We start from the raw sequence: 24,267 nt of genomic DNA on the forward strand, positions 1-24,267 counted from the left end.
TGAAGCCCGGATCGACGTCTCCAGCGGCATGATACAACTCGCCATGGCAAGCCTGCTACTCCGGCGTGTCTGCCACTGAACAGGTTGTCAAACGGACTCTAAGTTCAGCACGCTTTTCAGTCCGACGAGGCGTCCTTGCGGCTGGCTTTCGCGGATCGGCCGCGGGACGCGCCGCCGCGGGAGATCTGGCCTCCGGTCTTGGTGGTGCCGGTCTGCTCGGCGCGGCCCGCCGCGACGGCGGACAGGTTTTCCGCCGCCTTGCGGGTCGTCGTCTTGGTCCCGCTCTTGGCCGGAGCCTTTTCCTTGGCTGCCGTCTTTTTGGGTTTGGCCCCGGCCGCGTCCTCCTCGGCGCGGATTTCGGCTTCGGCCTGGGACCAGTGGTCGTCGTGCCGGCCCTGGGGCTTGCCTTCCCGCTCCCAGATTTCGTGGGCGCGGCGCTGGATTCGGTCGTTTCTGTCGCGGTCGTTTCTGTCGCTCATGGGGAATGGCCTCCTCACCACAGCCATTCCGCGACCCATTTCTGATGAGCGCACAACCCCGGCAGGTCGGGGAACAGCTTCCCCGTCTCAACGCCCAAGCGGTTCAAGTGTTTCAAGATGTCCAAACGGGCGGGACCGGGCACGGTGATGCGCGTTAGCCGAAGCCCCAGCGTCTCCGCCAAGTCGGGGAAGGCGGTTTCCGACAACTGCTCCTCGAAGCTGAACAGCCCTTCCTGGGACGCGATGCGGGAGGACAGGTTGGGTGGGCTGAACAGGTGGACGCCGTCGCCGCCCGGCGATCTCCCGTCCTCGGAAGCGATCAGCCCGTTTCCGCGCGGCTTCATCTGCGGCAGCCTGTCCAGCGGCAGCATATAGCGGTGGCTGTCCAGCCGGTCGGCCACTTCCCATTGGAAGACGAACACGTCCACCCACTGCTCCGGGCGGGTGTAGCCGCCCCGGTTGTTGGTCGCGAAATAGAGCGCGATCAGGGGGTTGCGCGTCCAGTCGAGCAGCCGGGTCGGAAGCTGGTGGTGCTGCGCCACCGCCAGCCAGTTCAGGTGGCAGCCGGGCGGCGTTTCCAGGAAGGGGAGCGACTGCCGCTGGAAATTCTCGATCAGCCGCTCCTCATACTCCCACAGCTTCAGGGGCGGATCCTCGCCGCGCCCGGTGTCGCCGCGGATGGCGCGGTTGCGCTGCCAGCTGCGCACCACGGTCGGCTTCATGTCCTCCACCGGGTCCTTGGCGCCGCGGTAGCTGACCATGTGCTCCGACTGACCGGAGATGAACTCGATGTAGTCGAGCAGAGTCGCGATCCGCACCTCGCGCATGGGCGTTCCCAATTATCCCCTTCCGGCGAACTCAGCCGGCGAACTCAGCCGGCAAACTGGCTTTCGAAGCGCGCCACATCGGCGGGGTCGAGCGCCACGCGCAGGTGGGCGTACCCATCCTCGTCGTGGCGGTCCAGCACCTGCCCGTGCTCGTACAGCCAGGCAAGCGCGCGGCCATCGGCGAGGTCCACGTCGAGTTCGACCACGAGCCGCCCGGACGACAGCCGCCGGTCCAGCAGCCCCAGCAGCTCGTCCAGCCCCGCGCCGGTCAGGGCCGACAGGGCGACGGCGCGCTCGTCCCCCTCCATCATCCGCTGATTGGCGAGACGCATGGACAGGGCGCCGCGCGCGGTGGCGGGCATCTGGTCGGTCTTGTTCAGCACCTCGACGACGCGCGGGTCGTTGGCCGCGTCGATGCCCAGTTCGGACAGCACGCGCTCGACATCCTCCTTCTGCGCCTCGCTGTCGGGGTGGGAGACGTCGCGGACATGCAGGATCAGGTCGGCGGCCTGCACCTCCTCCAGCGTGGCGCGGAAGGCGGCGACCAGCTGCGTCGGCAGGTCGGAGACGAAGCCCACCGTATCCGACAGCGCGACCGTCCGTCCGGAGGGGAGATGCACCTGCCGCACCGTCGGATCCAGCGTTGCGAACAGCATGTCCTCGGCCGTCACCGTGGCCCCCGACAGGCGGTTGAACAGGGTGGACTTGCCGGCGTTTGTGTAGCCGACCAGGGCGACCAGCGGAGTCTCGCCGCGCTGGCGTGCCTCGCGGTGCAGCTTGCGGGTGCGGCGGACCTCCTCCAGCTCCCGCTTCAGGCGGGTGATGCGCTCGGCGATCAGGCGCCGGTCCAACTCCAGCTGGCTTTCGCCGGGGCCGCCCAGGAAGCCGAAGCCGCCGCGCTGCCGGCCCAGGTGCGTCCAGGACCGCACCAGACGGGACCGCTGGTAGGTCAGCGCCGCCAGTTCCACCTGCAACTGGCCTTCGCGGGTGTGGGCGCGCTCCCCGAAGATCTCCAGGATCAGGCCGGTGCGGTCGATCACCTTCGCCATGCAGGTCCGTTCCAGGTTGCGCTGCTGCACCGGAGTCAGGGCGTGGTCGATGATGACGAGGTCGGTGTGGAACGCCTCGACCATGCCGCCGATGCGCTCCGCCGTGCCGCGCCCGAACAGGGTCGCCGGGTCCGGCCGCAGCACCTTGACCGCCTCCGCGTGGGGCACCTCAAGCCGGATGGCCTCGGCAAGACCGATGGCTTCGGCGAGGCGGGCGTCCGGCTGTCGGGCCGTGGCCGGCTGCCCGGCCGGCAGAAGGGGCAGGATCACCAGCGCGCGCCCCGTGGCGGTCGCGGCGCCGTCGCCATCCTGGCCTTGCGATGAGGGATCGGGGGTGCGGAGCGGGGGGCGGTCGGCGGGATCGGGCATTGGTTCGGCTTAGCTCCTTCGATCCAGGGTTGTGCCCAGGGTTGTGCATTGCATCCAACAGCCGGGCACAGGCACGGTTCCCAAACCGCCCGGATTCGTGCACATAGCGTGGGCATCGCGATTCCCTGGCCCGAGTCTTTGAAAAGCACGCCCATGACCTCCATCGAACGCACCGCCACCCTGACCCGTCCAGCCATCGAGAGATGGCCCTGGTGGGCGCTGTGCGCCGGGCTGGCGGCGGTGATGGTGGTTTCGTCCCTGGCGGTGGGGTTCCGGCTGCCCTATTGGGCGCACGCCGACCAGGACCTCGTGCTGGCCTACCATGGGCTGCTCTTCAACCAGGGTCTGCCGCAGGAGTATTTCGACCATCCCGGCTACACCTATTTCCTGGTGATCGCCGGCTGGTACCGGATGCTGCACGCGCTGGGGCTGATGCCGGTCATCACCCTGACGGGCCTGCCGCCCGCCGCCGACACCGCCGCCGACACCGCCGCCTATGACGCGGCGTGGCAGAATTTGGTGGAGGCGGGGCGGGCGCTGTCCATCGCCATCACCGCCGGTTTCGTGCTGGTCTACGCCACGCTGCTGCGCGGGCTGGTCGGGGACCGCCGCATCGCCCTGCTCGGCGCGGTCGTGCTGGCCTTCGGCATCGGGGTGACCACCCAGGCGCGGCAGATGCGCACCGACCTGCTGTCGGCATCCTTCGTCGTCACGGCGCTGCTCCTCGTGCTGGTGGCGGTGCGCACGGCGCCGGGCTGGCGGCCTGTGGTTCTGCTGGGGCTGGGCGGCTTCCTCGCATCGCTGGCGGTGGTCACCAAAATCCAGGCGATCTTCCTGGCGATGGGCATCCCGGTGATCGCGCTGGTTTTCGGGCGGCGCTTCGCGGGAGAGGCCGGGTCCTGGCTCGCCGCCGCACTTCTTCTTCTCGTTGCGGCCGTGGCGGCGGTCCCCGCCGTGGCGCTGATCCGGCACGGCATCGCCAGTTCCGGACAGTCGCTCTACCCCTACCACACGGTCGGCGGCGGGTTGTCCGGCGTCTATCAAGGCGTCATCGCCGGCTGGGCCTTCCTGAGCATGGCGGTCTATGCGGCGGTGTGGCGGGTGCGACCGGCCTTTTTGCTGACGGCCATGGGGGCGGTGGCGACCGGCCTTGCGCTCGGGGTGCTCGCGCTGGAAATCCGGCCGCACGAGCAGAACGTCATCGCCGTCTCGAACCTGATCGAGCACATGTTCGTCTTCTCCTCCTGGAAGCACTCGGCGGCGCTGGAGGGGCAGGAGCAGATCCTGTCCGACAGCCTGTTCCTGCTGCTGGCGAAGGGGCTGTGGAGGACGCTGGCGATTCGCACCATTGTGCTGCACCCCGACAACGTCCCGCAGACGGTCGTCGTGGAGTGGTTCGTCATCGCCGGTGCGGTCGTGCTGTGGCGGCGGGGCGAGCGGCTGGCGGCGGCGCAGGCGGGGCTGCTTCTTCTGGTCGCCTGGGGGCTGGAGACGCTGTTCTCCCTGCGCGGATTCCAGCGCGCCTACGCCGCCTACACCGACCCGCTGGTGGCCCTGGCCGCCGCCTGGGTGCTGGTGCGCCTGCCGAACCTGATGGAGCAGGACAAGCCGCGCCGCTGGATCTACGGCATGGTGGCGCTGGTCGTCGTCGTCGCGCATGTGTGGCCGGTGGTCGAAGGGCGCCGCCTGCCGAACCCGGCCGGGCAATGCTATTGGATTCCGACCTACATGAAGCACGTCGAGCCGTTTCCGTTCTGCAAGGGACCTCCCACATAATCGTTGGTCACCGACGAGGGATTCCATGTCGATCAACGACACCGCCACGGACACGGATAAGAACAGGGACACCGACTCCACCCTCGATGACCTTAACCGACGGGTGGCCGCTGCGGCCATGCGGCTGGCGGCGGAGAAGGGCTGGCGCCGCACGGGGCTTCTGGAGGTGGCGCGGGCGGCGGGCGTGCCGCTGGGCGACTTCTACCGCCGCTTTCCCGACCGCGCCGACGTGCTGGGGGCGGTCTCCCGCATCGCCGATATGGCCGTCCTTGAAGGGGCCGTCCTGGCCGACGAGGCGCCCTTGGATCCGGAGGAGTCCGCCCGCGACCGGCTGTTCGACGTGATGATGCGTCGTTATGACGCGCTGCTTCCCTACCGCGAGGGGCTGCGCTCCGTCATGCGCGATCTGCGGGCGGAGCCGCTGACCGCGCTGGCCTTTTCCCGGCAGTTCGGCCGGTCCATGGCCTGGATGCTGCGCGCCGCCGGGGTGGAGGCGGACCGGCTGGGCGGGGCCGTGATGACCGCCGGACTCGGTGCCGTGCAGGCACGCGTCATGCGCGTGTTCCTCGACGACGACACCGCCGACCTTGCCCGCACCATGGCGGCCCTGGATGCGGAACTCCGCCGGGGGGAACGCTGGGCCGGAACGCTGCGCCGCCGCCCGGAGGAAGCACCCCGTCAGGAACCGAGCGGCGCGTCCATCGGTTGAAGAACAAGGCGCCCGGCGTAACGCTTGGTGCGACGCACAAACGCGTTGACTATCTTTTTGGCACTCTGCATAGTCGCGCCTCAGGTATGTTGCGCCGCAGCATCCGGGCATAACCTTTCGTCGGGGGTGAAGATCATGGCCAAGCAGTCGTCCGGTAACCCGTTCCTCGAATTCGATGTCTCCAAGGTGCTGGGCGATTTCAAGGTCCCCGGCGTCGATGTCGAGGCCATGCTGGCCAGCCAGCGCAAGAACATCGAGGCCCTGACCGCCGCCAACCAGCTGGCGATGGAAGGCTTCCAGGCCGTGGTGCGCCGCCAGGCCGAACTGCTGCGCTCTTCGGTCGAAGAGGCCAGCAACTACGTGAACCAGGTCGTCGCCGCCGGCACCCCGGAAGAGAAGGCCTCCAAGCAGGCCGAGCTGGTCAAGATCGCCTTCGAAAAGGCCCTGGCCAACATGAAGGAGCTGTCGGAGCTGGTCGCCAAGTCCAACACCGAGGCCGCCGAGGTTCTGTCCAAGCGCGTGTCGGAGAGCCTGGACGAGGTCAAGACCGCCCTGGCGAAGGCCCGCAAGTAAGCACCGCTTTCGCGGATGTTTTCCGCAAAGGGCCGCCCCGCCGGGCGGCCCTTTCGCGTTTCCGGCATGGGTGCTAGCCTTGCCCTCATCGAAAACAGAAGGGCAGGGGACCAGCGTGACGCTTTCCTACGACGATTTCCTGAAGGTGGACATCCGCGTCGGTACCGTCGTGGCGGCGGAGCCCTTTCCCGAAGCGCGCAAGCCAGCTTACAAGCTGACGGTCGATTTCGGCCCGGAGATCGGAACGAAGCGCAGCTCCGCCCAGATCACGCGGCATTACACGGTGGACGAACTGGTCGGTCGGCAGGTTCTGGCCGTGGTGAACTTCCCGCCCAAGAAGATCGGCCCCTTCACCAGCGAGGTCCTGTGCCTCGGCCTGCCCGACGCCGAGGGCGAGGTGGTGCTGATCGGCCCCGGAGAGGCCGTTCCCATTGGTGGCCGGCTGTACTAGCGCCCTTCCGCACGGCTTCGGTCTCAATAGGGAATGCTCCCCGACGGCCCTCCGGGGGTACGGTCTGGATCCGGGCCAAAGAAATTATCAGGATCGTCGCTTCGGCCAGCGACCGGGGAAGAATCGGCGCCGGACGCCCCGAGCGATGTGGCAGGGCCGGGGAGTTCCTTCAAATCGCGTGTGGTCGTCTCAGTCTCGCGCACCCTGCAAACGGTGCCTTTCGCGCTGAAAATGGATCGGAGAAGACTGCAATCCTGCCCCGTGACCGCACCCAGGACATGATCGGTGACAGACTTGCCGGATGTCCCAATGGAAACGATGTCGGCGACCAACCCGGCAGCGCAGCCACAGAGCGGCAGAACGACGACGGACAGACAAGCCCGCGCGCACAAGCCGATGAACGTCCCTTGCATGGCCGGTGGGCGATAAGGGTTGCGCATGGCTGTTCGGTCACGGTTTGATGGCATCGCTGGGCCAACATGTGCCAGGACCGTAGGATAGCTCCGCTCAGGCCAAGGCAGGCGAACGCCTTGGAGGGAATGGGGAAGAAGAAGTACAGGTGCCGGGTGATCGTCGCGCTCACAGGGGCAGGCGGATCAGCACGCGCAGGCCACCTTGCGGGCTGTCGCCCAGCGTGATGTCGCCGCCGTGGCTTCGCACCACGTCGCGGGCGATGGTCAGGCCCAGGCCGGCGCCGCCCGTCTCGCGGTTGCGGGAGCTGTCCAGACGGAAGAAGGGCTTGAACACGTCCTCGCGCGCGCCCTTCGGGATACCCGGCCCGTCGTCGTCGATGACGATGTCGATCACGCTGTCGGTCCGCTCCGCCGTCACCCAGATGCGGGCGGCGTGGCGCCGCGCGTTGGACAGCAGGTTGGCGAGGCAACGGCGGGTCGCATTCGGGCGCAGGGGCAGGGTCATGCCGGATTCGACCTCCAGCGACACCTCCGCCCCCTCGCGTCGGGCGCCGGCGACGGCTTCGTTCAGGATGCGGGTCAAATCGGTGGGCTGCACGGCCTCCGCCCCTTCGCCGCGCGCGAAGGCCAGATAGCCTTCGATCATCATCTCCATCTCGGCGACGTCGGTCATCAGCTCCTCGACCTCCGGCCCGTCGCCGAGCATGTCCAGCGCCAGCTTCATCCGCGTCAGCGGCGTGCGCAGGTCGTGGCTGACGCCGGCCAGCATCTCCGTCCGCTGGGTGATCTGGCGCTGGATGCGCTCGCGCATCTGGAGGAAGGCGGAGGCGGCCTGCCGAACCTCGGTGGCGCCCTCCGGCTTGAAGTTGCGCACGTCGCGGCCCTTGCCCAGCGCGTCCGCTGCCGCGGCTAGGCGCTTGATCGGGCGAATCTGGTTGCGCATGAAGATGATGGCGACGGTGAACAGCACCAGGGCCGAGCCGATCATCCACAGGATGAAGATGTAGCTGGTCGGGCTGAACAGGCGGCGTTCCGGCGACATCACCGACAGCACGCCGTCCGGCATCTGCACGCGGATCTCGTACCATTCGTGCGCGACGCGGGTGTTGATGGTGAAGGGCCGGTGCACGCGCTCATCCAGCGCCTTGCCCAACGTGTGCTCCAGCATGCCGTGCAGTTTCGGCCGCTGGTCCGGCAGGGTGTTGCCGGGTTCCAGCGTCACGATCAGGTCGGTGCTGCGCGCGGTGGTGGTGAGCGTCCAGTTCCGCCCGTCCGGGGTCGGGTCGCGCTCCAGCATGCCGATGACCATGGCGATGTCGCCGGCCACCGCGAAGGCCAACCGGTTGGTCATCGTGTCCCAGTGCCGGTCGTAGAAGATCCAGGTCGCCACCGCTTGGGCCAGGATGACCGGCGTGACGATGATCAGCAGCGACCGCCCGAACAGGGTGCGCGGCAGGAAGCGCTTCAGCACGCCTGTCCGCTCACCGCGGCGGCGGCGCAGCGGGCGAGCGGCGGTGCCGCCGGCGGTTTCCGTGCTCATGGATCGGGCCTGAGCACGTAGCCCTCGCCGCGCACGGTGTGCAGATAGCGGGGCTCGCGCGGGTCGGGTTCGATCTTGCGGCGCAGGCGGGTGACCTGCACGTCGATGGTGCGGGCGTTGCCGGCGACCTTGCTGCGCTCCGTCAGTTCCTCGCGGCTGAAGGTCGTGCCGGGCGATGCGGCGAGGATGCGCAGCAGGCTGGCCTCCGCCGTGGTCAGGCGGATCACCTCCTCGCCCGATCTCAACTCGTCGCGGTCGGGCAGGTAGATCATGGGGCCGAGCTTCACGGGCTGCGGCGGGGCCGGCTCCGGTGGGCGGCTGGCTTGGCGGCGCAGGATGGAGTTGATGCGCAGCAGCAGTTCGCGCGGGTTGAAGGGCTTGGCGAGATAGTCGTCGGCCCCGGCCTCCAGCCCGGCGATGCGGTCGTCCGGCTCGTCCCGCGCGGTCAGCAGCAGGATGGGCAGGTCGCGCTCGCGCCGCAGGGACTCGGTCAACTCCAGCCCGCTTTCGCCGGGCATCATGATGTCCAGCACCAGCAGGTCGAAGGCGAGCCCGGCCAGCTTCGCCCGCGCGTCGGCGGCGTCCTTGGCCGTGCTCACCAGGAAGCCGTTGCCGGCGAGATATTTGCGCAGCAGTTCGCGCAGTCGGGTGTCGTCGTCGACGACCAGGATGTGGGGCTGGTCTTCCGTCATGACCCGACTATAGCGCGACCACGGGCGCCGCACCAACGACAGCGATGTGGAGAACGGGTTCCGCCGTCAGGAGCGCGGTGCCGGCTGCACGCCCGGCGGGGGCGGTGGGGGTGATGAAGCCTGCGGGGGCGGGTTGTGCGGGCGGGCGACCAGTCCCTCCGGCGAGTCCTCGCAGGTGGCTGGGACCTTTCCTTGCGGGGTGGTGTGCTGCACCGTGTCCCCGGCCTTCTTGCCCCGGCAGTCGGCGTAGGCCTGGGGAGGCGGCGGGTGGCCATGACCCTGGTGGGACGGGGGAGGCGGGGGCGGAGGAGGGGACTGCGCCCAGAGCGACGGGGCCGACAGGAGGATCACCAGCGCCGCGCACAAACCACCAAGACCAAGCTTTCCCGCCATGATGTACCCCGAAGGTCGTTGAGTGCCGTTCTTACGCCGTCTTCTTCTTCGAAAAGCTGATCTTCGGCTCCTCGCCCTTCAGCAGGCGCCGGATGTTCGCAGCGTGGCGCAGATAGACCAGCGCGGCGATGAACAGGCACAGCCCGGCCACCAGCGGCCCGCCGAAGTACCAGCCGGTGAGCGGGCTGATGGCAAGCGCGGTCAGGGCGGACAGAGACGAGATCTTGAACAGGAAGGCCACCGCCAGCCACGTCGCGCAGGCGATAACGCCGACCGGCCAGGACACGGCCAGCAGCACGCCAAGCGCCGTCGCCACACCCTTGCCGCCCTTGAAGCCCAGCCACACCGGGAAGGTGTGGCCGAGCATGGCGCCGCCGCCGGCCAGGGCCGCAGCCTCCGGGCCGGCCCAGGCGAGCGCGATCAGCGCGGCGATGGCGCCCTTGCCGCTGTCCAGGATCAGCGTGGCGGCGGCCAGCGGCTTGTTGCCGGTGCGCAGCACGTTGGTGGCGCCGATGTTGCCGGAGCCGATCTTGCGGATGTCGCCCAGACCGGCCAGCCGCGTCAGCACCAGCCCGAAGGGGATCGAGCCCAGCAGGTAGCCCAGCAGGGCGGAAATAACCAATTCCACCGGATCAGCCCTCGAACTGCCAGACGCTGCGGCCGTCCACGATGGTGCGCAGCGGCCGGCCCTGGACGGGGCGGTTCTCGAAGGGGCTGTTCTTGGACTTGGACTTGAATTTGTCCACGTCCACCTGCCACGGCACCTCCAGGTCGAAGGCGACGAGGTCGGCGGGAGCCCCCTTGGCGATGCGGCCGAGCGGCAGGCCCAGGATCTCCGCGGGCTTCACCGTGACGCAGGCCAGCGCCTTCAGCAGCGGCATGGCGCCCTTGTGCACCAGCTCCAGCGTCAGCGGGAAAAGCGTCTCCAGCCCGATCACGCCGAAGGCGGCCTGGGCGAAGGGCAGGCGCTTCTGGTCCTGGTCTTGCGGGACGTGGTCCGACGCGATGGCGTCGATGGTGCCGTCGGCCAGACCCGCCACGATGGCGCGCCGGTCCATCTCGCCGCGCAGCGGCGGGGAGACCTTGGCGAAGGTGCGGTAGTCGCCGACGTCGGTCTCGGTCAGGGCGAAATAATGCGGGGCGGTGTCGCAGGTCACCTTCAGCCCGCGTTCCTTCGCGCGGCGGATCAGGTCGACCGACTCGCCCGTGCTGATGTGGGCGAAGTGCAGCCGGCCGCCGGAGAGTTCGAGCAGGCGCAGGTCGCGCTCGATCATGATGATCTCGGCCTCCCGCGGGATGCCGACGAGGCCGAGGCGCGTCGCGCGCTCGCCCGAATTCATCATGCCGCCGCTGGCGAGGCTCGGCTCCTCCGGGTGCTGCACGATCAGCTTGTCGAAGGTCTTGGCGTAGCTGAGCGCGCGGCGCATCGCCTTGGCGCTGGCGATCGCCTTGGTGCCGTCGGTGAAGGCCACGGCCCCGGCGCGGGCCAGCAGGCCCATCTCGGTGATCTCGTTGCCGTCCGTGCCGCGCGTGGCGGCGGCGTAGGCGAAGACCTTGACCAGCTTCACCTCGCGGGCGCGCCGCGCGATGAACTCCAGGCTCGCCACCTCGTCCGTCACCGGGTCGGTGTTGGGCAGCAGCGCCATGGCGGTGATGCCGCCGGCCGCCGCGGCGCGGGACGCGCTCTTGATGGTGTCCTTTTCCTCCTCGCCGGGCTCGCCGATCAGGACGCGCATGTCCACGAGGCCGGGGGCGAGGCACTGCCCCCGCAGGTCCACGACCTCGATGCCCTCCGGCACGCCGTCGTTGAACAGCGACGGGCCGAAGTCGGCGATCCTGCCGCCCTCGGTCAGCAGCGAGCCCTGGGTGTCGAGGCCGGTGGCGGGGTCGAGCAGGCGGGCGTTGCGGTAGGCGACGCGGACGGCGTTGGAATTAGACATTGTCCCCCCGGCGATCGCGGGTCAGAAGGTCCAGCACGGCCATGCGCACGGCCACGCCCAGTTCGACCTGGTCCAGGATCATGGAGCGCTTGAGGTCGTCGGCGACCTCCGAATCGATCTCCACGCCGCGGTTCATCGGGCCGGGGTGCATGACCACCGCGTGCGGCTTGGCGACCGACAGCTTCTCGTAGTCCAGGCCGTAGAAATAGAAATACTCGCGGGTGGAGGGGATGTACTGGCCGCTCATCCGCTCCGTCTGCAGGCGCAGCATCATCACCACGTCGGCGTCCTTCAGGCCGGTCGCCATGGAATGGTGGACCTCGACCCCGAGGCGTTCGATCTGCGAGGGGATCAGGGTCGGCGGGGCGACGACGCGGACGCGGGCGCCCATGGCGTTCAGCAGGTGGATGTTGGACCGCGCGACGCGGCTGTGCAGGATGTCGCCGCAGATCGCCACGATCAGCCCTTCCAGCCGGCCCAGGCGGCGGCGGATCGCCAGCGCGTCCAGCAGGCCCTGCGTCGGATGCTCGTGGTGGCCGTCGCCGGCGTTGATGACCGAGCAGTTGACCTTGTCGGCCAGCAGCTTCACCGCGCCCGAATCGGCGTGGCGGACGACGAGCGCGTCCAGATGCATGGCGTTCAGCGTCATCGCCGTGTCGATCAGCGTCTCGCCCTTCTTCACCGAGCTGCCGTCCGACGACATGTTGATCACGTCGGCGCCCAGCCGCTTGCCGGCCAGCTCGAAGCTGGTGCGGGTGCGGGTGGAATTCTCGAAGAAGAGGTTCACGATGGTCCGCCCGTCGAGGAGCAGGGACTTCTTCGTGGGCTTGCGGTTCTGCTCGACATAGCCGTCGGCCAAATCGAGGATGGTGGTGATCTCTCCAGCCGTCAGCCCCTCGATGCCAAGGAGGTGGCGGTGCGGGAAGATCGTGCTGGTGTGGGGCGATCCGGTCATGGGCCGGGACTATAGGAGCGGCGTGTTACGCCCGCAAGCGCCCCTCGCTGGGATTTGGTACCCCGTCTTTTCCGGCGGGCTCGGCCTCCTCGAACAGCCAGTCGCGGAAGGCCTTCACCTTGGGCCGGGAAAAGTAGTGCGGCGGGGCCACCACATAGTATGCGTAGTCGCCCGGCAGATGGACGTTGAACAGCCGCACCAGCCGCCCGGCCGCCACGTCGTCCGCCACCAGCACGCCGCGGGCGAGCGCGATTCCCGCCCCCTCCATGGCGGCCTGGAGAATCAGCGCCGAATCGTTGAACCGGGGGCCGCGCGTCACGTCCACGCCGGTCAGGCCGGCGGCCTCCGCCCAGGTGCCCCAGGTGATGAAATAGTCGTCGTGCAGCAGCGTGTGGTGGCGCAGGTCCTCCGGCGCGGCGAGCGGGCGGTCGCCCGTCAGCAGGGCAGGGCTGCAGACGGGGAATATGTCCTCGGTCAGCAGCCGCTCGCACCGCAGGTCGGGCCAGCGGCCGGAGCCGAAGCGGATCGCGATGTCCACGTCCTGCTGCATGAAATCCACGATCTGCGGCGTGGTGTGCAGCCGCACCTCCAGCTCCGGATGGCGGGCCTGGAAGCGGCCGAGCCTCATCACCAGCCACTTCGCCGCGAAGCTGGGCATGGTGGAGATGGTCAGGGCTCCGGAGGCGTCCTTGCGGAACAGCCGCTCCGTCGCCTGGGACAGCGTGTCCAGCGCATCGCGCACCGGCGGCAGATAGGTTTGCCCGGCCTCCGTCAGGATCAGGGCGCGGTTCAGCCGGCGGAACAGCGGCATGCCCAGCCATTCCTCCAGCCCCTTGATCTGGTGGCTGATGGCCGCCTGCGTGACATGCAGCTCCTCCGCCGCCTTGGTGAAGGACAGGTGGCGGGCGGCGCATTCGAAGGCGCGCAGCGCGTTCAGCGGGGGCAGACGGCGGGACATGGCGCGATCTTCTTCGGATTAGTTTTCCTAATCCAAAATATGAGAAAGCGTCGTTTGTGCGCAAGAAGCGGGTGGATCATCCTCCCTTCACGGATCACGGTTTGGACACCGATGGGAACGCTTCGAACCTGAACGAATTCGAATGAGGAGAACGATCATGGCGCTGAGCACGAACACGACCCTGTCCCGCGCTTCCACAGACTCGTCGGGCGTTATCGGCCGCGCGGTGGTCACCCTGTTCGACATGGTGGCGACCTGGGTGGAGCGCCAGCGCCAGCGCCGCGCGCTGGAGGCTATGCCCGACCACCTGCTGCACGACATCGGCCTGTCGCGCGCCGACGCGGAGAGCGAGGCCGACAAGCCGTTCTGGAAGGGGTAATTGCATGACCGACGTGGCAGCGACGGCACAGCGGGCTTTGACTGGCGGGTGCTTGTGCGGAAGCGTTCGCTTTCTGGCAACCGAGCGGCCTCTGGGCGTGGTGAACTGCCATTGCAGCCAATGCCGCCTGTTCCATGGGCATTTCGGCGCCTACATCACGGTGCCGCGTGACACCGTCTTCTTCGACACGGACCCCACCCTGACCTGGTACCGGTCTTCGGCGAAGGCCGAGCGTGGCTTCTGTTCGCGCTGCGGTTCCTCCCTGTTCTGGAAAGGGGATGGCAACCCGCTGGTGGACATCGCTGCCGGAAGCCTGGACCAGCCAACCGGCCTCGCCACGCTGCGGCACATCCATGTCGCGAGCAAGGCGGATTACTATGAGATCGACGATGCGCTGGAGCGCTTCCCGGATTCGGCGCCGGAGCCGCCGTGAGGCGGATTGCGTGAGGTCGATTGATAACCCTTCGCAACAAGGGCCTTTTTCCGGAAACGCAGTATGGGTATTGACCTTTGCGGAGGATGGTGCGAATGATTTGCAGAAGCAGTCGCACTCTCCTCAGCGAGGTTCCCCCACGATGCGTCGCCTTGCCGTCCCGTTCGTCGCCGGCCTTCTGTTCGCCCTCTCGTCCGTTCCGGCCTCGGCCGCCGATGGCGACGTCACCATCATCATCAAGGACCATGTCTTCCAGCCGTCCGAAGTGACGGTTCCGGCGAACCAGAAGGTCACGCTGGTGGTCGACAACCAGGACCCCAGCTCCGAAGAGTTCGAGAGCAAGTCGATGAAGATCGAGAAGATCATCGGCCCGAACAAGCAGGCGCGCATCACCGTCGGCCCGCTGAAGCCCGGCCAGTATGATTTCTTCGGCGAGTTCCATGAGAAGACCGCCAAAGGGGTTCTGACCGCCAAGTAACGCCGCGTCCGGCCGTCGGCCGAGGCGGCCGGCGGTGTCCCAAGCCCACGGCCCCCACGGTTTCCGACGGGGCTCCCGGTCCAAGGAACAGCCCATGCTCGCCAGCCTGATCATTGTTTTCCGCGAAGTGCTCGAAGCCGGCCTCATCATCGGCATCGTGCTCGCCGCCACGCAGGGCGTGGTGGGGCGGGCGCGCTGGATCGCCCTCGGCATCTTCGGCGGCATCGCCGGGTCCTGCCTCGTGGCCGGCTTCGCCGACGTGATCAGCGCCCAGTTCGCCGACAGCGGGCAGGAGATGTTCAACGCGGCCGTGCTGACCACCGCCGTGCTGATGCTCGGCTGGCACAATGTCTGGATGGCCCAGCACGGCAAGGAACTGGCGCGGGAGATGGCGGCGGTGGGCCGCGACGTGTCGTCGGGCGAACGGTCGCTCGGGGCGCTGGCGCTGGTCATCGGGCTGGCCGTGCTGCGCGAGGGCTCGGAGGTGGTGCTGTTCCTGACCGGCATCCTGGCGTCGGAGGACGGCGGCATCACCACCGTCGCGCTCGGCGGGCTGGGCGGCATGGCGCTGGGGGCGGTGGTGGCCGGTCTGCTCTACGCCGGCCTGTTGCAAATCCCGACGCGCCACCTGTTCGGCGTGACGACGTGGCTGATCACCCTGCTGGCCGCCGGCATGGCCGCGCAGGCCGTCGCCTTCCTGGCCCAGGCCGGGGTGGTGGAGATGGGTGGGACCATCCTGTGGGACAGCTCCGCCCTCCTGGACGAGACCAGCCTGCTCGGCCGCACGCTGCATGTCCTGGTTGGCTACACCGACCGGCCGACGGAACTGCAATTGGCCGTCTATCTCGGGGTCGTCGCCGTCATCACGCTGCTGACCCGCGTGACGCGGGGGCTGGCGGGCGGCCGCCCCGTGGCGACGGCGCGCTGATCGGGCTTCTTGAGCGAAAAAGCTTGAACGAAAAGGCCGGCGACCAGGGAATGGTCGCCGGCCTTTCGCTTTTATGATCGATGGTCAGAGGTCATCCGCGTCATCCTGATCGGAGTCCGCCTGCTCCTCCTCCATCCGGCGGCGGTGCGCCAGCGCGTCGAGCGCGCCCTGGAGGATGTAGGCGGCGGCCATCTTGTCCACGACCTCGTCCCGCCGCTTGCGGGTCATGTCGGCCTCGCCGATCATGAAACGCTCCACGGCGGAGGTGGACAGGCGCTCGTCCCAGAAGGCGATCTCCGCGTCCCAGCCCAGCAGGTCCGCCCGCTCCATCAGGTTGTTGGCGAAGGCGCGCGTGGATTCGGCGCGCGGCCCCTCCGACCCGTCCATGTTCAGCGGCAGGCCGATGACCAGCCCGCCGATGGAATAGTCGCGGATCACCTTGGCCAGTTCCCGCGCGTCCTGCGCGAACTTGGTCCGGCGCAGCGTGCCGATGGGCGAGGCGACGACGAGGTTCGGGTCGGCCACGGCCATGCCGATGGTCTTGGTGCCGACGTCCAGGCCCAGGAGGCGTTGGCCCTTGCCCAGGCGGGCGGCAAGTTCGGGAAGCGTGTGAATCATGCAACGAACCATAGAAGCCGCGGGGTGCGACGGCAAGACCGCTTGAGTTGTCTCAAAAGATACTTATTCTATCGAACGATTCCTGGAGCGCACCCATGTTCACCCATCGCCCCCTGGCCGACGCCGACATTCCGCGGATCTGCACCTTCCCGCGCGACGCGCAGGAGCTGTATTTCCTCTTCCCGCGGGCATCCTGGCCGCTGACGCCGGCGCAGGTGGCGGAGTCGCTGTCCACCCGCCGCGAGCCGACAGTGGTCCTGCGCGACGGAGAGGTGGTGGGCTACGCCAATTTCGCGACCTTCGACGAGGGGCGGAGCGCCAGCGTCGGCAACGTCAGCGTGGCGCCGTCGGCGCGCGGCACGGGAGTCGCGCAGCATTTGTTGGGCGTCATGATGGACCGTGCCTTCGCCCATTACGGGCTGCCGGAACTGGTCCTGCGCTGCTTCAGCACCAACACGCCGGGGCTGCTCCTGTACACGAAGCTCGGTTTCGTTCCCGTCGCCATCGAAGAGCGGACGACGCCCTGGGGCGAGCGCGTCGCGCTGTTCACCTTGCGCATCGGCCGCGACGTTTGGGAGCAACGCCGCGCGGACGCGGCCTGAAACGTTGCGGACATAGGCGTTGGGTGCTAGCTTCCGGGCTGATTTTTCCAGACTTTTTGGAAGAGAGTGGAAGGCATGTCGCTCGACAAGGCCACCGTGGCCAAGATCGCGCATCTGGCCCGCATCAAGGTGCCGGAAGAGGAATTGGATCACCTGGCGGGTGAGCTGAGCCAAATCCTGACCTTCGTCGAACAGCTGGGCGAGGTGGACACGAACAACGTGCCGCCGATGACCAGCGTGGCCGCGCAGAAGCTGCGCCGCCGCAAGGACGAGGTGACGGACGGCGGCTACCGCGACGCCGTCCTCTCCAACGGCCCGGAGACGGCCGAAGGCTTCTACGTCGTTCCGAAGGTGGTCGAGTGATGACCGGTCTTACGCATCTGACCATGGCGGGGGCGCTGGACGGCCTCGCCAAGAAGGAATTCACCGCGGTCGAACTGGCCGAGGCGCACGTCAAGGCGGTGGAGACGATCCGTCCGCTGAACGCCTTCATCACCGAGACGCCGGACAAGGCGCTGGAGATGGCCAAGGCGTCTGACGCCCGCCGCGCGAAGGGCGAGGCCGGCCCGATGGAAGGCCTGCCCATCGCGGTGAAGGACCTGTTCTGCACCAAGGGCGTGCCGACCACCGCGGCCAGCCACATCCTGGACGGCTTCAAGCCGGAGTATGAATCGACCGTCACGTCCAACCTGTGGCGCGACGGTGCCGTGATGCTGGGCAAGGTGAACCTGGACGAGTTCGCCATGGGCTCGGCCAACATCACCTCCTGCCACGGCAACGTCGTCAGCCCGTGGAGCCCCGGCGAGCCCGGCAACTGGTCGCGCCTGCTCGTCCCCGGCGGTTCGTCGGGCGGTTCGGCGGCGGCGGTGGCCGCGCGCGCGGCGCTGGGCGCCACCGGCACGGACACCGGCGGCTCGATCCGCCAGCCGGCGGCCTTCACCGGCATCGTCGGCATCAAGCCGACCTACGGGCGCTGCTCCCGCTGGGGCGTGGTGGCTTTCGCTTCCTCGCTCGACCAGGCCGGTCCGATGACCCGCACGGTCGAGGACGCGGCGATCATGCTGCGCTCCATGTGCGGCTTCGACCCGAAGGATTCGACCTCGGTCGACATGCCGGTGCCGGACTTCCGCGCCGCGCTGACCGGCGACATCCGGGGCCTGAAGGTCGGCATTCCGAAGGAATACCGGGTGGAGGGCATGCCGGCCGAGATCGCGAAGATCTGGGACCAGGGCATCGAGTGGCTGAAGGCTGCGGGCGCGGAGCCGGTGGAGATCAGCCTGCCGCACACCAAGTACGCGCTGGCGACCTACTACATCGTGGCCCCGGCGGAAGCGTCGTCCAACCTCGCGCGCTACGACGGCGTGCGCTACGGCCTGCGGGTCGAGGGCGGCAGCCTGAAGGACATGTACGAGAACACGCGCGGCGCCGGCTTCGGCAAGGAAGTGCGCCGTCGCATCCTGATCGGCACCTACGTGCTGTCGGCCGGCTATTACGACGCCTACTACAACAAGGCCCGTCAGGTGCGCACGCGCATCAAGTGGGACTTCGACGAGGCGTTCCAGCGTTGCGACGTCATCCTGACGCCGACCGCGCCCAGTAGCGCCTTCGCCATCGGCGAGAAGATGGACGACCCGATCCAGATGTACCTGAACGACGTGTTCACGGTGCCCGCCTCGCTGGCCGGCCTGCCCGGCATGTCGGTGCCAGCGGGCGTCGGCTCGGACGGCCTGCCGCTGGGTCTCCAGCTGCTCGGCCGGCCCTTCGACGAGGAAACCGTTCTGCGCGTCGGCCAGGTCATCGAAAAGGCCGCCAACTTCACCGCCACCCCGCCGTTCGTGGCGTGAGCCGGACGAGAGATTAAGAGCCATGACCTACATTCAGGGCGAGACGGGCGATTGGGAAGTGGTGATCGGGCTGGAGGTCCACGCCCAGGTCATCTCCAACGCGAAGCTGTTCTCGGGCGCGGCGACCGACTTCGGCGCTGAGCCGAACAGCCAGGTCAGCTTCGTGGACGCGGCCTTCCCCGGCATGCTGCCCGTCATCAACGAACACGCCATCGAACAGGCGGTGCGCACGGGCCTGGGCCTGAAGGCGCAGATCAACCTGCACTCGGTGTTCGACCGCAAGAACTACTTCTACGCGGACCTGCCGCAGGGCTATCAGATCAGCCAATTCCAGCAGCCCATCGTCGGCAAGGGCGAGATCATTCTCGACATGCCCGACGGCAGCAGCCGCACGGTCGGCGTCACCCGCCTGCATCTTGAGCAGGACGCGGGCAAGTCCCTGCACGACCAGCACCCCGCCAAGACCTACATCGACCTGAACCGGTCGGGCGTGGCGCTGATGGAGATCGTGTCGGAACCGGACATGCGCTCGGCGGAGGAGGCGGGCGCCTATGTGCGCAAGCTGCGCTCGATCCTGCGCTACCTCGGCACCTGCGACGGCAACATGGAGGAAGGCTCCATGCGCTGCGACGTCAACGTGTCGGTGCGCAAGCCGGGCCAGCCCTTCGGCACGCGCTGCGAGATCAAGAACGTCAACTCGATCCGCTTCGTCATGCAGGCGATCGAGTACGAGGCGCGCCGCCAGATCGAGATCATCGAGGAAGGCGGGAAGATCGACCAGGAGACGCGCCTGTGGGACACGACCAAGTTCGTGACCCGCTCCATGCGCTCCAAGGAAGAGGCCCACGACTACCGCTACTTCCCCGATCCCGACCTGCTGCCGCTGGAACTGGACGAGGAGTGGGTCGAGGACATCCGGAAGACCCTGCCGGAACTGCCGGACGACAAGAAGGCCCGCTTCATCGGCGAGTACAAGCTGTCGCCTTATGACGCCAATGTGCTGGTGTCGGAAAAGGCCAAGGCGGACTTCTATGAGGCCGTGGCGAAGGGCCGCGATCCCAAGCTGGCCGCCAACTGGGTGACCGGCGAACTGTTCGGCTACCTGAACAAGGCTGGCAAGGAGATCGAGGAAAGCCCCGTGTCCGCCGAGAACCTCGGTGGCCTGATCGACCTGATCGCGGACAACACCATCTCCGGCCGAATCGCCAAGGAGGTGTTCGAGGCGATGTTCGAGACCGGCGAGAAGGCCGCCGACATCGTCGAGAAGAAGGGCCTGCGTCAGGTCACCGACACCGGGGCCATCGAGGCCTCCATCGACGCCGTGCTGAACGCCAACGCCGACAAGGTGGCGGAGTTCCGGTCCGGCAAGGACAAGCTGTTCGGCTTCTTCGTCGGTCAGGTGATGAAGGCCACGCAGGGCAAGGCCAACCCGGCGCTGGTCAACGAGATCCTGACCAACAAGCTGAAGGGCTGATTCACCGGCGGGTCGCGCTCGTCCGTGTGGCGAGCGCGACGATAAAACCGTTGATTTTGTTCTCCCGCCGGTTTCCATTGGAAGTCGGCGGGAGGTTCCATGATTGCAGAGGGCTCGCTCGTTGCGCTTCTGGCGTTGTGCGCCGGTGTCCTGGCCAGTGTTCTGGTGGGGGCGCTGGTCGGCTGGCGCTTGGCCCGGCGGCCTTTCGTCTGTGATTCCCCCAGTTGCGACGCGGTGGACGCGCGGCTGCGCGCCATTCTCGACAACGCCCCCGTCGGCGTGCTGATCAACACGCGCGAGGGGCAGAACCTCTACCACAACGCCAGCGCGGCCGACTGTTTCAAAGTCGGCGACGACCGCTTCACCACGGACGGAATGGGCGCCTTCTACGCCAATCCGGAGGACCGTGCCGCCTACATCGACGCGCTCTACGCCCAAGGGTCCGTGCAGGGGCGCGAGGTGCTGATGCGGCGCGGCGACGGGGGCTGCGGCGTCACCTGGCTCAGTTCCGCCGTGCTCGACGATTATGGCGGGCAGCGCTGCCACATCAGCTGGCTCTACGATCTGACCGAGCAGAAGAAGGCCGACGCGACGCGGCGCGAATTGGCCGAGCGGCTGGAAATGGCGCTGGACGCCACCAACGCGGCGGTGTGGGACGCCGACGTGGTGAACGGCACCTGCTGGTGGTCGGACAGCTTCCCGCGCCTGCTCGGCTTTACCGAAACGCCGCCGATGCCGCCGGACTTTTGGGAGGTTCGGCTGCATCCCGACGACCGCGAGCGGGTGTTCCGAACCATCGACGCCCATCTGCGTGGGGAAACCAGCAGCTACGCCTACGACTACCGCCTGCGGCGCGAGGACGGCGGCTGGATCTGGATCGCGGCCCAAGGGCGCGCGGTTCGGGATGCGGACGGGCGTGCGGTGCGCTACGTCGGTATCATGACCGACATCACGGACCGCAAGGCCGCCGAAGCGGCCACGCTCACCGCCAAGGAGGAGGCGGAGCACGCGCTGGCCGAACTGCGCGCGGCGCAGGAAAGCCTGGTCCAAGCCGAGACGATGGCGTCGCTCGGGCAACTGGTGGCCGGCGTCGCGCACGAGATCAACACCCCCATCGGCATCGGCCTGACCGCCGCCAGCCACATCGGAGAGCAGACGCGGACCCTGCGCGAGCAGTTTGATGCGGGCACGCTGAAGAAGGCGAGCCTGTCCGACTATCTGGAGAATGTGACGGAAGGCGCGCGGCTGCTGATCGCCAACATCAACCGCGCGGCGGCGCTGGTGCAGAGCTTCAAGCAGGTGGCCGTCGACCAGTCCTCCGGTGAGCGGCGCCGATTCGACCTGAAAACCTACATCGATGAGATTCTGTTCTCTCTGCGGCCACGCCTGAAGCGCACGCGCCTGACCGTCCTTGTGGACTGTCCGGACGGGCTGACGATGGACGGCTTCCCCGGTGCCCTGAGTCAAGTGTTGACGAATCTCGTCATCAACGCGGTCATTCACGCCTATGGCGAGGGCGACACCGGCACGATTCGCATCGACGCGCGCCCGGATGGCGACGGCTGGGTGATCGTGGACTTCGCCGACGACGGACGCGGCATCGCGCCGGAGCATTTGCCGAAGGTCTTCGAGCCCTTCTTCACGACCAAGCGTGGCGAGGGCGGCTCCGGCCTCGGGCTGCACATCGTCGTGAACACGGTCAGGGACGTGCTGTACGGCACGCTGTCGGTGCAGTCGGCGCCGGGGCAGGGCACCCGTTTCACGCTGCGCCTGCCGCGCACGGTCCCGCAGGACGCGACGGCCAGTGAAGAGGCTGCGCTGCCCGTGGGCTGAACCGCTCCGCCCTGAATATCGTTTGCTGCCCGGTCAGGCGCCCATTCAGGCGACATGCAACTCGTGATACTGCAGGTGCTTCGGCCGGCGCCCGCGGCGCTTCGGCGTGGCGAAGGCTGCCATTGCGCCGTTCTCGCCGCGCAGTTCGGCATTCAGCTCCTGAACGCAGCGCATCAGAAGCTCTTTCTCCCGCAGATCCTCGCGGTCGGTGACCTCCAGGCAGCTCAGCTTGATTTCAACGAGATCGATCAGCGTTTCGGCGCAACGGCGAGACAGGCTCATGGTATCCCCCATAACCGACGTGTTCTTTTCGTTCATGGCGCCATCCTACCGGCCAGCCGTTAAAAATTGCCTAAAATTTTATACAGATTTTTCACAAAGGCGCGCCGATACGATTTTTCCCGCGTAGGCGTTGACAGGCCCCCGCCGGATCGTTAGAACGCACCCACGCCAGCGGCGCCATCGAGCGCCGACCCGGTTGGAGGGGTGGCCGAGAGGCTGAAGGCGGCGGTTTGCTAAACCGTTATAGGGGCTCAAACCCCTATCGTGGGTTCGAATCCCATCCCCTCCGCCATTCCTTTCAAATCAAATACTTAGCTGGCAGATTTGGCGGTTTCCTGGGCCTGTAACCCAGGAGAAACCGTTGCAGGTGTGCCGGTTTTTGTGCCGACTCCGTTCGGGACGTACCCGAGATAGATCTCCGTCGTCTTCACGCTGCTGTGCCCCAGGTGCTTGGACAAAACGTAAATGTCCCAGCCGTTCTGGAGCGCCCGAATCGCGAAGCCGTGCCGCAGATCGTGGCAGCGAAAGGGGCGGAACGGCGTGCCGGCCAACTGTGCCGACTTTTGTGCCGACCGCACCATCTCCCTGAAGCGCGACGCCACGTTGAGATAGCGGCTGCCCTCGCCGTGCCAGAACACCGCCTCGGAGCCGAGGAAGCGGGGCAGGGCGGTGAGCATGGCCACCGTCTCCGGTTCCAGGCGGATCGTGCGCGGCCGGCTGGTCTTCGTCTTCAGGAAGGTTACCGTCCCAGCCTTGAGGTTGACCTGCCGCCACGTCAGGCCGGCGGCCTCCTCCTGGCGGCAACCAGTCTGGGCGAGGAACCGGACCATGCTGGCGAACAGGCCGGGGCAACGTGTGATGACGGCCTCCACGTCCGCACTCGCCGGCGGATGGATGGACTCGCGCCGCTCGCGGGTGAGGCGGCGGTTGAAGTCGCGCGCCGGGTTCGGCTCGCACGCTCCCCATTCGACTGCGGCGCCCAGAACCGCGGACACCGCGGTCAGGTCCCGGTTGATGGTGGCGTTGCTGGCCCCGCTTTTGCCTCTGGAACTGACCAGGCTGGAGATGGTCTTCCGCGTGACCTGATCGACGTACAGCGCCTCCAGGTGCGGGCCGACCTGGCCAAGACTGACCGTGTACCGCTTCAAGGTGCCGGGCTTCACCGAGTTCGGCCCCACCTCCGTGAGGTACCGAACGACCGCCGCTTTCCATGTCAGGCGTGATTCGCCGAAGTGGACAGCGGCGGTGATTTCCTTTTTGAGCTGTTCGAGGCGCCTTTGGGCCTCTTTCCGATCAGTCGTTCGTAAGCTTCGTCGATGTTCGGCTCCGCCGGCCTGTATGCGCGCCCACCAGACGGCACCGCGCTTGTAGAGGTTCGATGGCATGCTGCCTCCTGATCCTGGATCCAGCGCCGGAACCGTTCGGCATCGAAGGTCCAGCGCCCGAACAGCTTAGCAGCACCGGGAATCTCCGCCGCGCGATGCTGTATGGTTCGAAGGGACAGCCCCGAAACACGCGCTGCCTCGGACGCGCCGAAACGCTCCTGTTCCTGTGATTCCCTGGCGGAAAGGTTGCTCATGCTTCAGCCCCTCTGCGCGGGGTGGATATCGGTCGGCTCGCCCACGGCGACTCGGTGCCCAGCAATGCGCCGCCGCAACAGCTGAATGTGCCCCCCGCCTTCGGGCTGAATGGGTCGAAGGACTGGATCATTGCCACCACGCTTCCCAGCCTTCCAGGCTGGCGCCAGGCTCGTGCAGCACCGCGATGGGCTCGTGCGCGTCGAAGGGGACGCGAAGCCATCCCAGCGCCACCAAATCCTCCACCAGATCGCGGGCCTCATCGACCTGAAGGTCCATTTCAGCGGCCAACTCCCAGTAGGTGCAGATTGGATGTCTGGCCTGGGTCAACTCGTGCAGAATGCGCACGATGTCGCGGTGGTCGCGCGGCAGCTCGTACCACCCGACGTGATCGAACGGAGTCGACATGGCGGCGTGAAGGATTTCGACCCGTTGGCCGGCGCTGTCCACCCGGATCCAGCCCCGTTGTTCAATCCGGCGCAGCATCTGCCACGCCGGCCCCTTGGTGGTGCCGAAGATGTCGGCCAACTCGGTCAGGCTGAGATTACAGACGCCGTTGTCGTCGCAGAGGAGCCGAAGCGTCTGGAGAACTTGGCTCTGCGTCGGTGTGAGGGACAGAGGCCGCAACGCCGGCAAGTACGCGATGCCATCCAAACCGGTTCCGCCTGTGGGGGGCTGCGCCATGCCTTCCTCCA

The 24,267-nt window shown here is 67.5% G+C and carries 27 protein-coding genes and 1 tRNA gene; 14 read left to right on the forward strand and 14 right to left on the reverse strand.

Annotation, left to right across the window (positions count from 1 at the left end):
- Window positions 1–116 precede the first annotated feature (116 nt).
- The 3 genes from ACSVC7_RS29290 to hflX are packed head-to-tail and all read right to left on the reverse strand — an operon-like array spanning window position 117 to window position 2,724.
- The gene (locus ACSVC7_RS29290) at window positions 117–479 is read right to left on the reverse strand and encodes a DUF2934 domain-containing protein (protein WP_448208096.1); all 363 of its coding nucleotides are present in this window, start codon (window positions 477–479) and stop codon (window positions 117–119) included.
- 14 nt (window positions 480–493) lie between these two features.
- Window positions 494–1,306, reverse strand: a complete 813-nt coding sequence (locus ACSVC7_RS29295; RefSeq protein WP_448208097.1) for an FRG domain-containing protein — start codon at window positions 1,304–1,306, stop codon at window positions 494–496.
- Window positions 1,307–1,350: 44 nt separating this feature from the next.
- Entirely contained in the window at window positions 1,351–2,724 is a 1,374-nt protein-coding gene (gene hflX, locus ACSVC7_RS29300) for a GTPase HflX (protein WP_448208098.1), read from the reverse strand.
- Between the two features lie 153 nt (window positions 2,725–2,877).
- On the opposite strand from hflX, the gene ACSVC7_RS29305 reads away from it, so the two are divergent.
- The 4 genes from ACSVC7_RS29305 to ACSVC7_RS29320 all read left to right on the forward strand — a co-directional run bounded on the left by ACSVC7_RS29305 (window position 2,878) and on the right by ACSVC7_RS29320 (window position 6,233).
- Window positions 2,878–4,500 (forward strand): hypothetical protein, encoded by a 1,623-nt coding sequence (locus tag ACSVC7_RS29305; RefSeq protein WP_448208099.1) that lies wholly within the window; start codon window positions 2,878–2,880, stop codon window positions 4,498–4,500.
- A gap of 25 nt (window positions 4,501–4,525) precedes the next feature.
- The gene (locus ACSVC7_RS29310; protein WP_448208100.1) at window positions 4,526–5,209 is read left to right on the forward strand and encodes a TetR family transcriptional regulator; all 684 of its coding nucleotides are present in this window, start codon (window positions 4,526–4,528) and stop codon (window positions 5,207–5,209) included.
- A gap of 135 nt (window positions 5,210–5,344) precedes the next feature.
- Window positions 5,345–5,782, forward strand: a complete 438-nt coding sequence (locus ACSVC7_RS29315; RefSeq protein WP_448208101.1) for a phasin family protein — start codon at window positions 5,345–5,347, stop codon at window positions 5,780–5,782.
- Between the two features lie 115 nt (window positions 5,783–5,897).
- Window positions 5,898–6,233, forward strand: coding sequence for a tRNA-binding protein (locus ACSVC7_RS29320; protein WP_448208102.1), 336 nt, complete (start codon window positions 5,898–5,900; stop codon window positions 6,231–6,233).
- A 579-nt stretch (window positions 6,234–6,812) separates the two neighbouring features.
- On the opposite strand, the gene ACSVC7_RS29325 is transcribed toward ACSVC7_RS29320, so the two are convergent.
- From ACSVC7_RS29325 to ACSVC7_RS29355, 7 genes are all read right to left on the reverse strand, one after another.
- Window positions 6,813–8,186 carry an ATP-binding protein gene (locus ACSVC7_RS29325; protein WP_448208103.1) on the reverse strand — a complete coding sequence of 458 codons (1,374 nt, stop codon included), beginning with the start codon at window positions 8,184–8,186 and terminating at the stop codon, window positions 6,813–6,815.
- Window positions 8,183–8,878: a response regulator gene (locus ACSVC7_RS29330; RefSeq protein ID WP_448208104.1), complete on the reverse strand. Its 696-nt coding sequence runs from the start codon at window positions 8,876–8,878 to the stop codon at window positions 8,183–8,185. Before ACSVC7_RS29330 ends, ACSVC7_RS29325 begins: the two co-directional genes overlap by 4 nt.
- 66 nt (window positions 8,879–8,944) lie before the next feature.
- On the reverse strand, window positions 8,945–9,271 hold the full coding sequence (locus tag ACSVC7_RS29335; protein ID WP_448208105.1) for a hypothetical protein: 327 nt from the start codon (window positions 9,269–9,271) through the stop codon (window positions 8,945–8,947).
- A 31-nt stretch (window positions 9,272–9,302) separates the two neighbouring features.
- Entirely contained in the window at window positions 9,303–9,899 is a 597-nt protein-coding gene (plsY, locus tag ACSVC7_RS29340; RefSeq protein ID WP_448208106.1) for a glycerol-3-phosphate 1-O-acyltransferase PlsY, read from the reverse strand.
- 4 nt (window positions 9,900–9,903) lie between these two features.
- Window positions 9,904–11,211 carry a dihydroorotase gene (gene pyrC, locus ACSVC7_RS29345; protein ID WP_448208107.1) on the reverse strand — a complete coding sequence of 436 codons (1,308 nt, stop codon included), beginning with the start codon at window positions 11,209–11,211 and terminating at the stop codon, window positions 9,904–9,906.
- A complete protein-coding gene (locus tag ACSVC7_RS29350; protein ID WP_448208108.1) occupies window positions 11,204–12,166 on the reverse strand; it encodes an aspartate carbamoyltransferase catalytic subunit in 963 nt (320 codons plus the stop codon). The genes pyrC and ACSVC7_RS29350 overlap by 8 nt, the downstream gene beginning before the upstream one ends.
- Before the next feature lie 25 nt (window positions 12,167–12,191).
- Window positions 12,192–13,124 carry a transcriptional regulator GcvA gene (locus ACSVC7_RS29355; protein ID WP_448208109.1) on the reverse strand — a complete coding sequence of 311 codons (933 nt, stop codon included), beginning with the start codon at window positions 13,122–13,124 and terminating at the stop codon, window positions 12,192–12,194.
- Between the two features lie 157 nt (window positions 13,125–13,281).
- Between ACSVC7_RS29355 and ACSVC7_RS29360 the strand changes: the two genes are divergently transcribed.
- From ACSVC7_RS29360 to ACSVC7_RS29375, 4 genes are all read left to right on the forward strand, one after another.
- Window positions 13,282–13,503 carry a DUF1127 domain-containing protein gene (locus tag ACSVC7_RS29360; protein WP_448208110.1) on the forward strand — a complete coding sequence of 74 codons (222 nt, stop codon included), beginning with the start codon at window positions 13,282–13,284 and terminating at the stop codon, window positions 13,501–13,503.
- 4 nt (window positions 13,504–13,507) lie between these two features.
- Entirely contained in the window at window positions 13,508–13,936 is a 429-nt protein-coding gene (locus tag ACSVC7_RS29365; protein WP_448208111.1) for a GFA family protein, read from the forward strand.
- Window positions 13,937–14,078: 142 nt separating this feature from the next.
- Entirely contained in the window at window positions 14,079–14,414 is a 336-nt protein-coding gene (locus ACSVC7_RS29370) for a cupredoxin domain-containing protein (RefSeq protein WP_448208112.1), read from the forward strand.
- Window positions 14,415–14,508: 94 nt separating this feature from the next.
- Window positions 14,509–15,342 carry an FTR1 family iron permease gene (locus ACSVC7_RS29375; RefSeq protein ID WP_448208113.1) on the forward strand — a complete coding sequence of 278 codons (834 nt, stop codon included), beginning with the start codon at window positions 14,509–14,511 and terminating at the stop codon, window positions 15,340–15,342.
- An 84-nt stretch (window positions 15,343–15,426) separates the two neighbouring features.
- Here the strand turns inward: ACSVC7_RS29375 and ruvX are convergent, their stop codons facing one another.
- A complete protein-coding gene (ruvX, locus tag ACSVC7_RS29380) occupies window positions 15,427–15,960 on the reverse strand; it encodes a Holliday junction resolvase RuvX (RefSeq protein ID WP_448208114.1) in 534 nt (177 codons plus the stop codon).
- Between the two features lie 95 nt (window positions 15,961–16,055).
- Here ruvX and ACSVC7_RS29385 point away from each other — a divergent pair, with 95 nt between their 5' ends.
- The 5 genes from ACSVC7_RS29385 to ACSVC7_RS29405 all read left to right on the forward strand — a co-directional run bounded on the left by ACSVC7_RS29385 (window position 16,056) and on the right by ACSVC7_RS29405 (window position 21,713).
- Window positions 16,056–16,562, forward strand: coding sequence for a GNAT family N-acetyltransferase (locus tag ACSVC7_RS29385; RefSeq protein ID WP_448208115.1), 507 nt, complete (start codon window positions 16,056–16,058; stop codon window positions 16,560–16,562).
- A gap of 75 nt (window positions 16,563–16,637) precedes the next feature.
- Entirely contained in the window at window positions 16,638–16,925 is a 288-nt protein-coding gene (gene gatC, locus ACSVC7_RS29390; RefSeq protein ID WP_448208116.1) for an Asp-tRNA(Asn)/Glu-tRNA(Gln) amidotransferase subunit GatC, read from the forward strand.
- Window positions 16,925–18,406, forward strand: coding sequence for an Asp-tRNA(Asn)/Glu-tRNA(Gln) amidotransferase subunit GatA (gene gatA, locus ACSVC7_RS29395; protein WP_448208117.1), 1,482 nt, complete (start codon window positions 16,925–16,927; stop codon window positions 18,404–18,406). Before gatC ends, gatA begins: the two co-directional genes overlap by 1 nt.
- 22 nt (window positions 18,407–18,428) lie before the next feature.
- Window positions 18,429–19,880, forward strand: coding sequence for an Asp-tRNA(Asn)/Glu-tRNA(Gln) amidotransferase subunit GatB (gene gatB / locus ACSVC7_RS29400; protein ID WP_448208118.1), 1,452 nt, complete (start codon window positions 18,429–18,431; stop codon window positions 19,878–19,880).
- 99 nt (window positions 19,881–19,979) lie between these two features.
- The gene (locus tag ACSVC7_RS29405) at window positions 19,980–21,713 is read left to right on the forward strand and encodes a PAS domain-containing sensor histidine kinase (RefSeq protein WP_448208119.1); all 1,734 of its coding nucleotides are present in this window, start codon (window positions 19,980–19,982) and stop codon (window positions 21,711–21,713) included.
- Between the two features lie 45 nt (window positions 21,714–21,758).
- Here the strand turns inward: ACSVC7_RS29405 and ACSVC7_RS29410 are convergent, their stop codons facing one another.
- On the reverse strand, window positions 21,759–22,031 hold the full coding sequence (locus tag ACSVC7_RS29410; protein WP_448208120.1) for a hypothetical protein: 273 nt from the start codon (window positions 22,029–22,031) through the stop codon (window positions 21,759–21,761).
- A 162-nt stretch (window positions 22,032–22,193) separates the two neighbouring features.
- Between ACSVC7_RS29410 and ACSVC7_RS29415 the strand changes: the two genes are divergently transcribed.
- Window positions 22,194–22,287, forward strand: a tRNA-Ser gene (locus ACSVC7_RS29415).
- Window positions 22,288–22,306: 19 nt separating this feature from the next.
- On the opposite strand, the gene ACSVC7_RS29420 is transcribed toward ACSVC7_RS29415, so the two are convergent.
- Together ACSVC7_RS29420 and ACSVC7_RS29425 are read right to left on the reverse strand one after the other, a co-directional pair.
- Window positions 22,307–23,380 carry a site-specific integrase gene (locus ACSVC7_RS29420; protein ID WP_448208121.1) on the reverse strand — a complete coding sequence of 358 codons (1,074 nt, stop codon included), beginning with the start codon at window positions 23,378–23,380 and terminating at the stop codon, window positions 22,307–22,309.
- Between the two features lie 321 nt (window positions 23,381–23,701).
- Complete coding sequence (locus tag ACSVC7_RS29425) at window positions 23,702–24,256, reverse strand: hypothetical protein (protein WP_448208122.1); 555 nt, start codon at window positions 24,254–24,256, stop codon at window positions 23,702–23,704.
- Window positions 24,257–24,267 lie beyond the last annotated feature (11 nt).

Source organism: Azospirillum mesophilum (genome assembly GCF_053470405.2).

Coding starts and splice junctions, on each gene's coding strand:
- ACSVC7_RS29290 (WP_448208096.1), bottom strand. CDS start 479: ATGAGCGACAGAAACGACCGCGACAGAAACGACCGAATCCAGCGCCGC.
- ACSVC7_RS29295 (WP_448208097.1), bottom strand. CDS start 1,306: ATGCGCGAGGTGCGGATCGCGACTCTGCTCGACTACATCGAGTTCATC.
- hflX (WP_448208098.1), bottom strand. CDS start 2,724: ATGCCCGATCCCGCCGACCGCCCCCCGCTCCGCACCCCCGATCCCTCA.
- ACSVC7_RS29305 (WP_448208099.1), top strand. CDS start 2,878: ATGACCTCCATCGAACGCACCGCCACCCTGACCCGTCCAGCCATCGAG.
- ACSVC7_RS29310 (WP_448208100.1), top strand. CDS start 4,526: ATGTCGATCAACGACACCGCCACGGACACGGATAAGAACAGGGACACC.
- ACSVC7_RS29315 (WP_448208101.1), top strand. CDS start 5,345: ATGGCCAAGCAGTCGTCCGGTAACCCGTTCCTCGAATTCGATGTCTCC.
- ACSVC7_RS29325 (WP_448208103.1), bottom strand. CDS start 8,186: ATGAGCACGGAAACCGCCGGCGGCACCGCCGCTCGCCCGCTGCGCCGC.
- ACSVC7_RS29330 (WP_448208104.1), bottom strand. CDS start 8,878: ATGACGGAAGACCAGCCCCACATCCTGGTCGTCGACGACGACACCCGA.
- ACSVC7_RS29335 (WP_448208105.1), bottom strand. CDS start 9,271: ATGGCGGGAAAGCTTGGTCTTGGTGGTTTGTGCGCGGCGCTGGTGATC.
- pyrC (WP_448208107.1), bottom strand. CDS start 11,211: ATGTCTAATTCCAACGCCGTCCGCGTCGCCTACCGCAACGCCCGCCTG.
- ACSVC7_RS29350 (WP_448208108.1), bottom strand. CDS start 12,166: ATGACCGGATCGCCCCACACCAGCACGATCTTCCCGCACCGCCACCTC.
- ACSVC7_RS29355 (WP_448208109.1), bottom strand. CDS start 13,124: ATGTCCCGCCGTCTGCCCCCGCTGAACGCGCTGCGCGCCTTCGAATGC.
- ACSVC7_RS29360 (WP_448208110.1), top strand. CDS start 13,282: ATGGCGCTGAGCACGAACACGACCCTGTCCCGCGCTTCCACAGACTCG.
- ACSVC7_RS29365 (WP_448208111.1), top strand. CDS start 13,508: ATGACCGACGTGGCAGCGACGGCACAGCGGGCTTTGACTGGCGGGTGC.
- ACSVC7_RS29370 (WP_448208112.1), top strand. CDS start 14,079: ATGCGTCGCCTTGCCGTCCCGTTCGTCGCCGGCCTTCTGTTCGCCCTC.
- ACSVC7_RS29375 (WP_448208113.1), top strand. CDS start 14,509: ATGCTCGCCAGCCTGATCATTGTTTTCCGCGAAGTGCTCGAAGCCGGC.
- ruvX (WP_448208114.1), bottom strand. CDS start 15,960: ATGATTCACACGCTTCCCGAACTTGCCGCCCGCCTGGGCAAGGGCCAA.
- ACSVC7_RS29385 (WP_448208115.1), top strand. CDS start 16,056: ATGTTCACCCATCGCCCCCTGGCCGACGCCGACATTCCGCGGATCTGC.
- gatC (WP_448208116.1), top strand. CDS start 16,638: ATGTCGCTCGACAAGGCCACCGTGGCCAAGATCGCGCATCTGGCCCGC.
- gatA (WP_448208117.1), top strand. CDS start 16,925: ATGACCGGTCTTACGCATCTGACCATGGCGGGGGCGCTGGACGGCCTC.
- gatB (WP_448208118.1), top strand. CDS start 18,429: ATGACCTACATTCAGGGCGAGACGGGCGATTGGGAAGTGGTGATCGGG.
- ACSVC7_RS29405 (WP_448208119.1), top strand. CDS start 19,980: ATGATTGCAGAGGGCTCGCTCGTTGCGCTTCTGGCGTTGTGCGCCGGT.
- ACSVC7_RS29410 (WP_448208120.1), bottom strand. CDS start 22,031: ATGAACGAAAAGAACACGTCGGTTATGGGGGATACCATGAGCCTGTCT.
- ACSVC7_RS29420 (WP_448208121.1), bottom strand. CDS start 23,380: ATGCCATCGAACCTCTACAAGCGCGGTGCCGTCTGGTGGGCGCGCATA.
- ACSVC7_RS29425 (WP_448208122.1), bottom strand. CDS start 24,256: ATGGCGCAGCCCCCCACAGGCGGAACCGGTTTGGATGGCATCGCGTAC.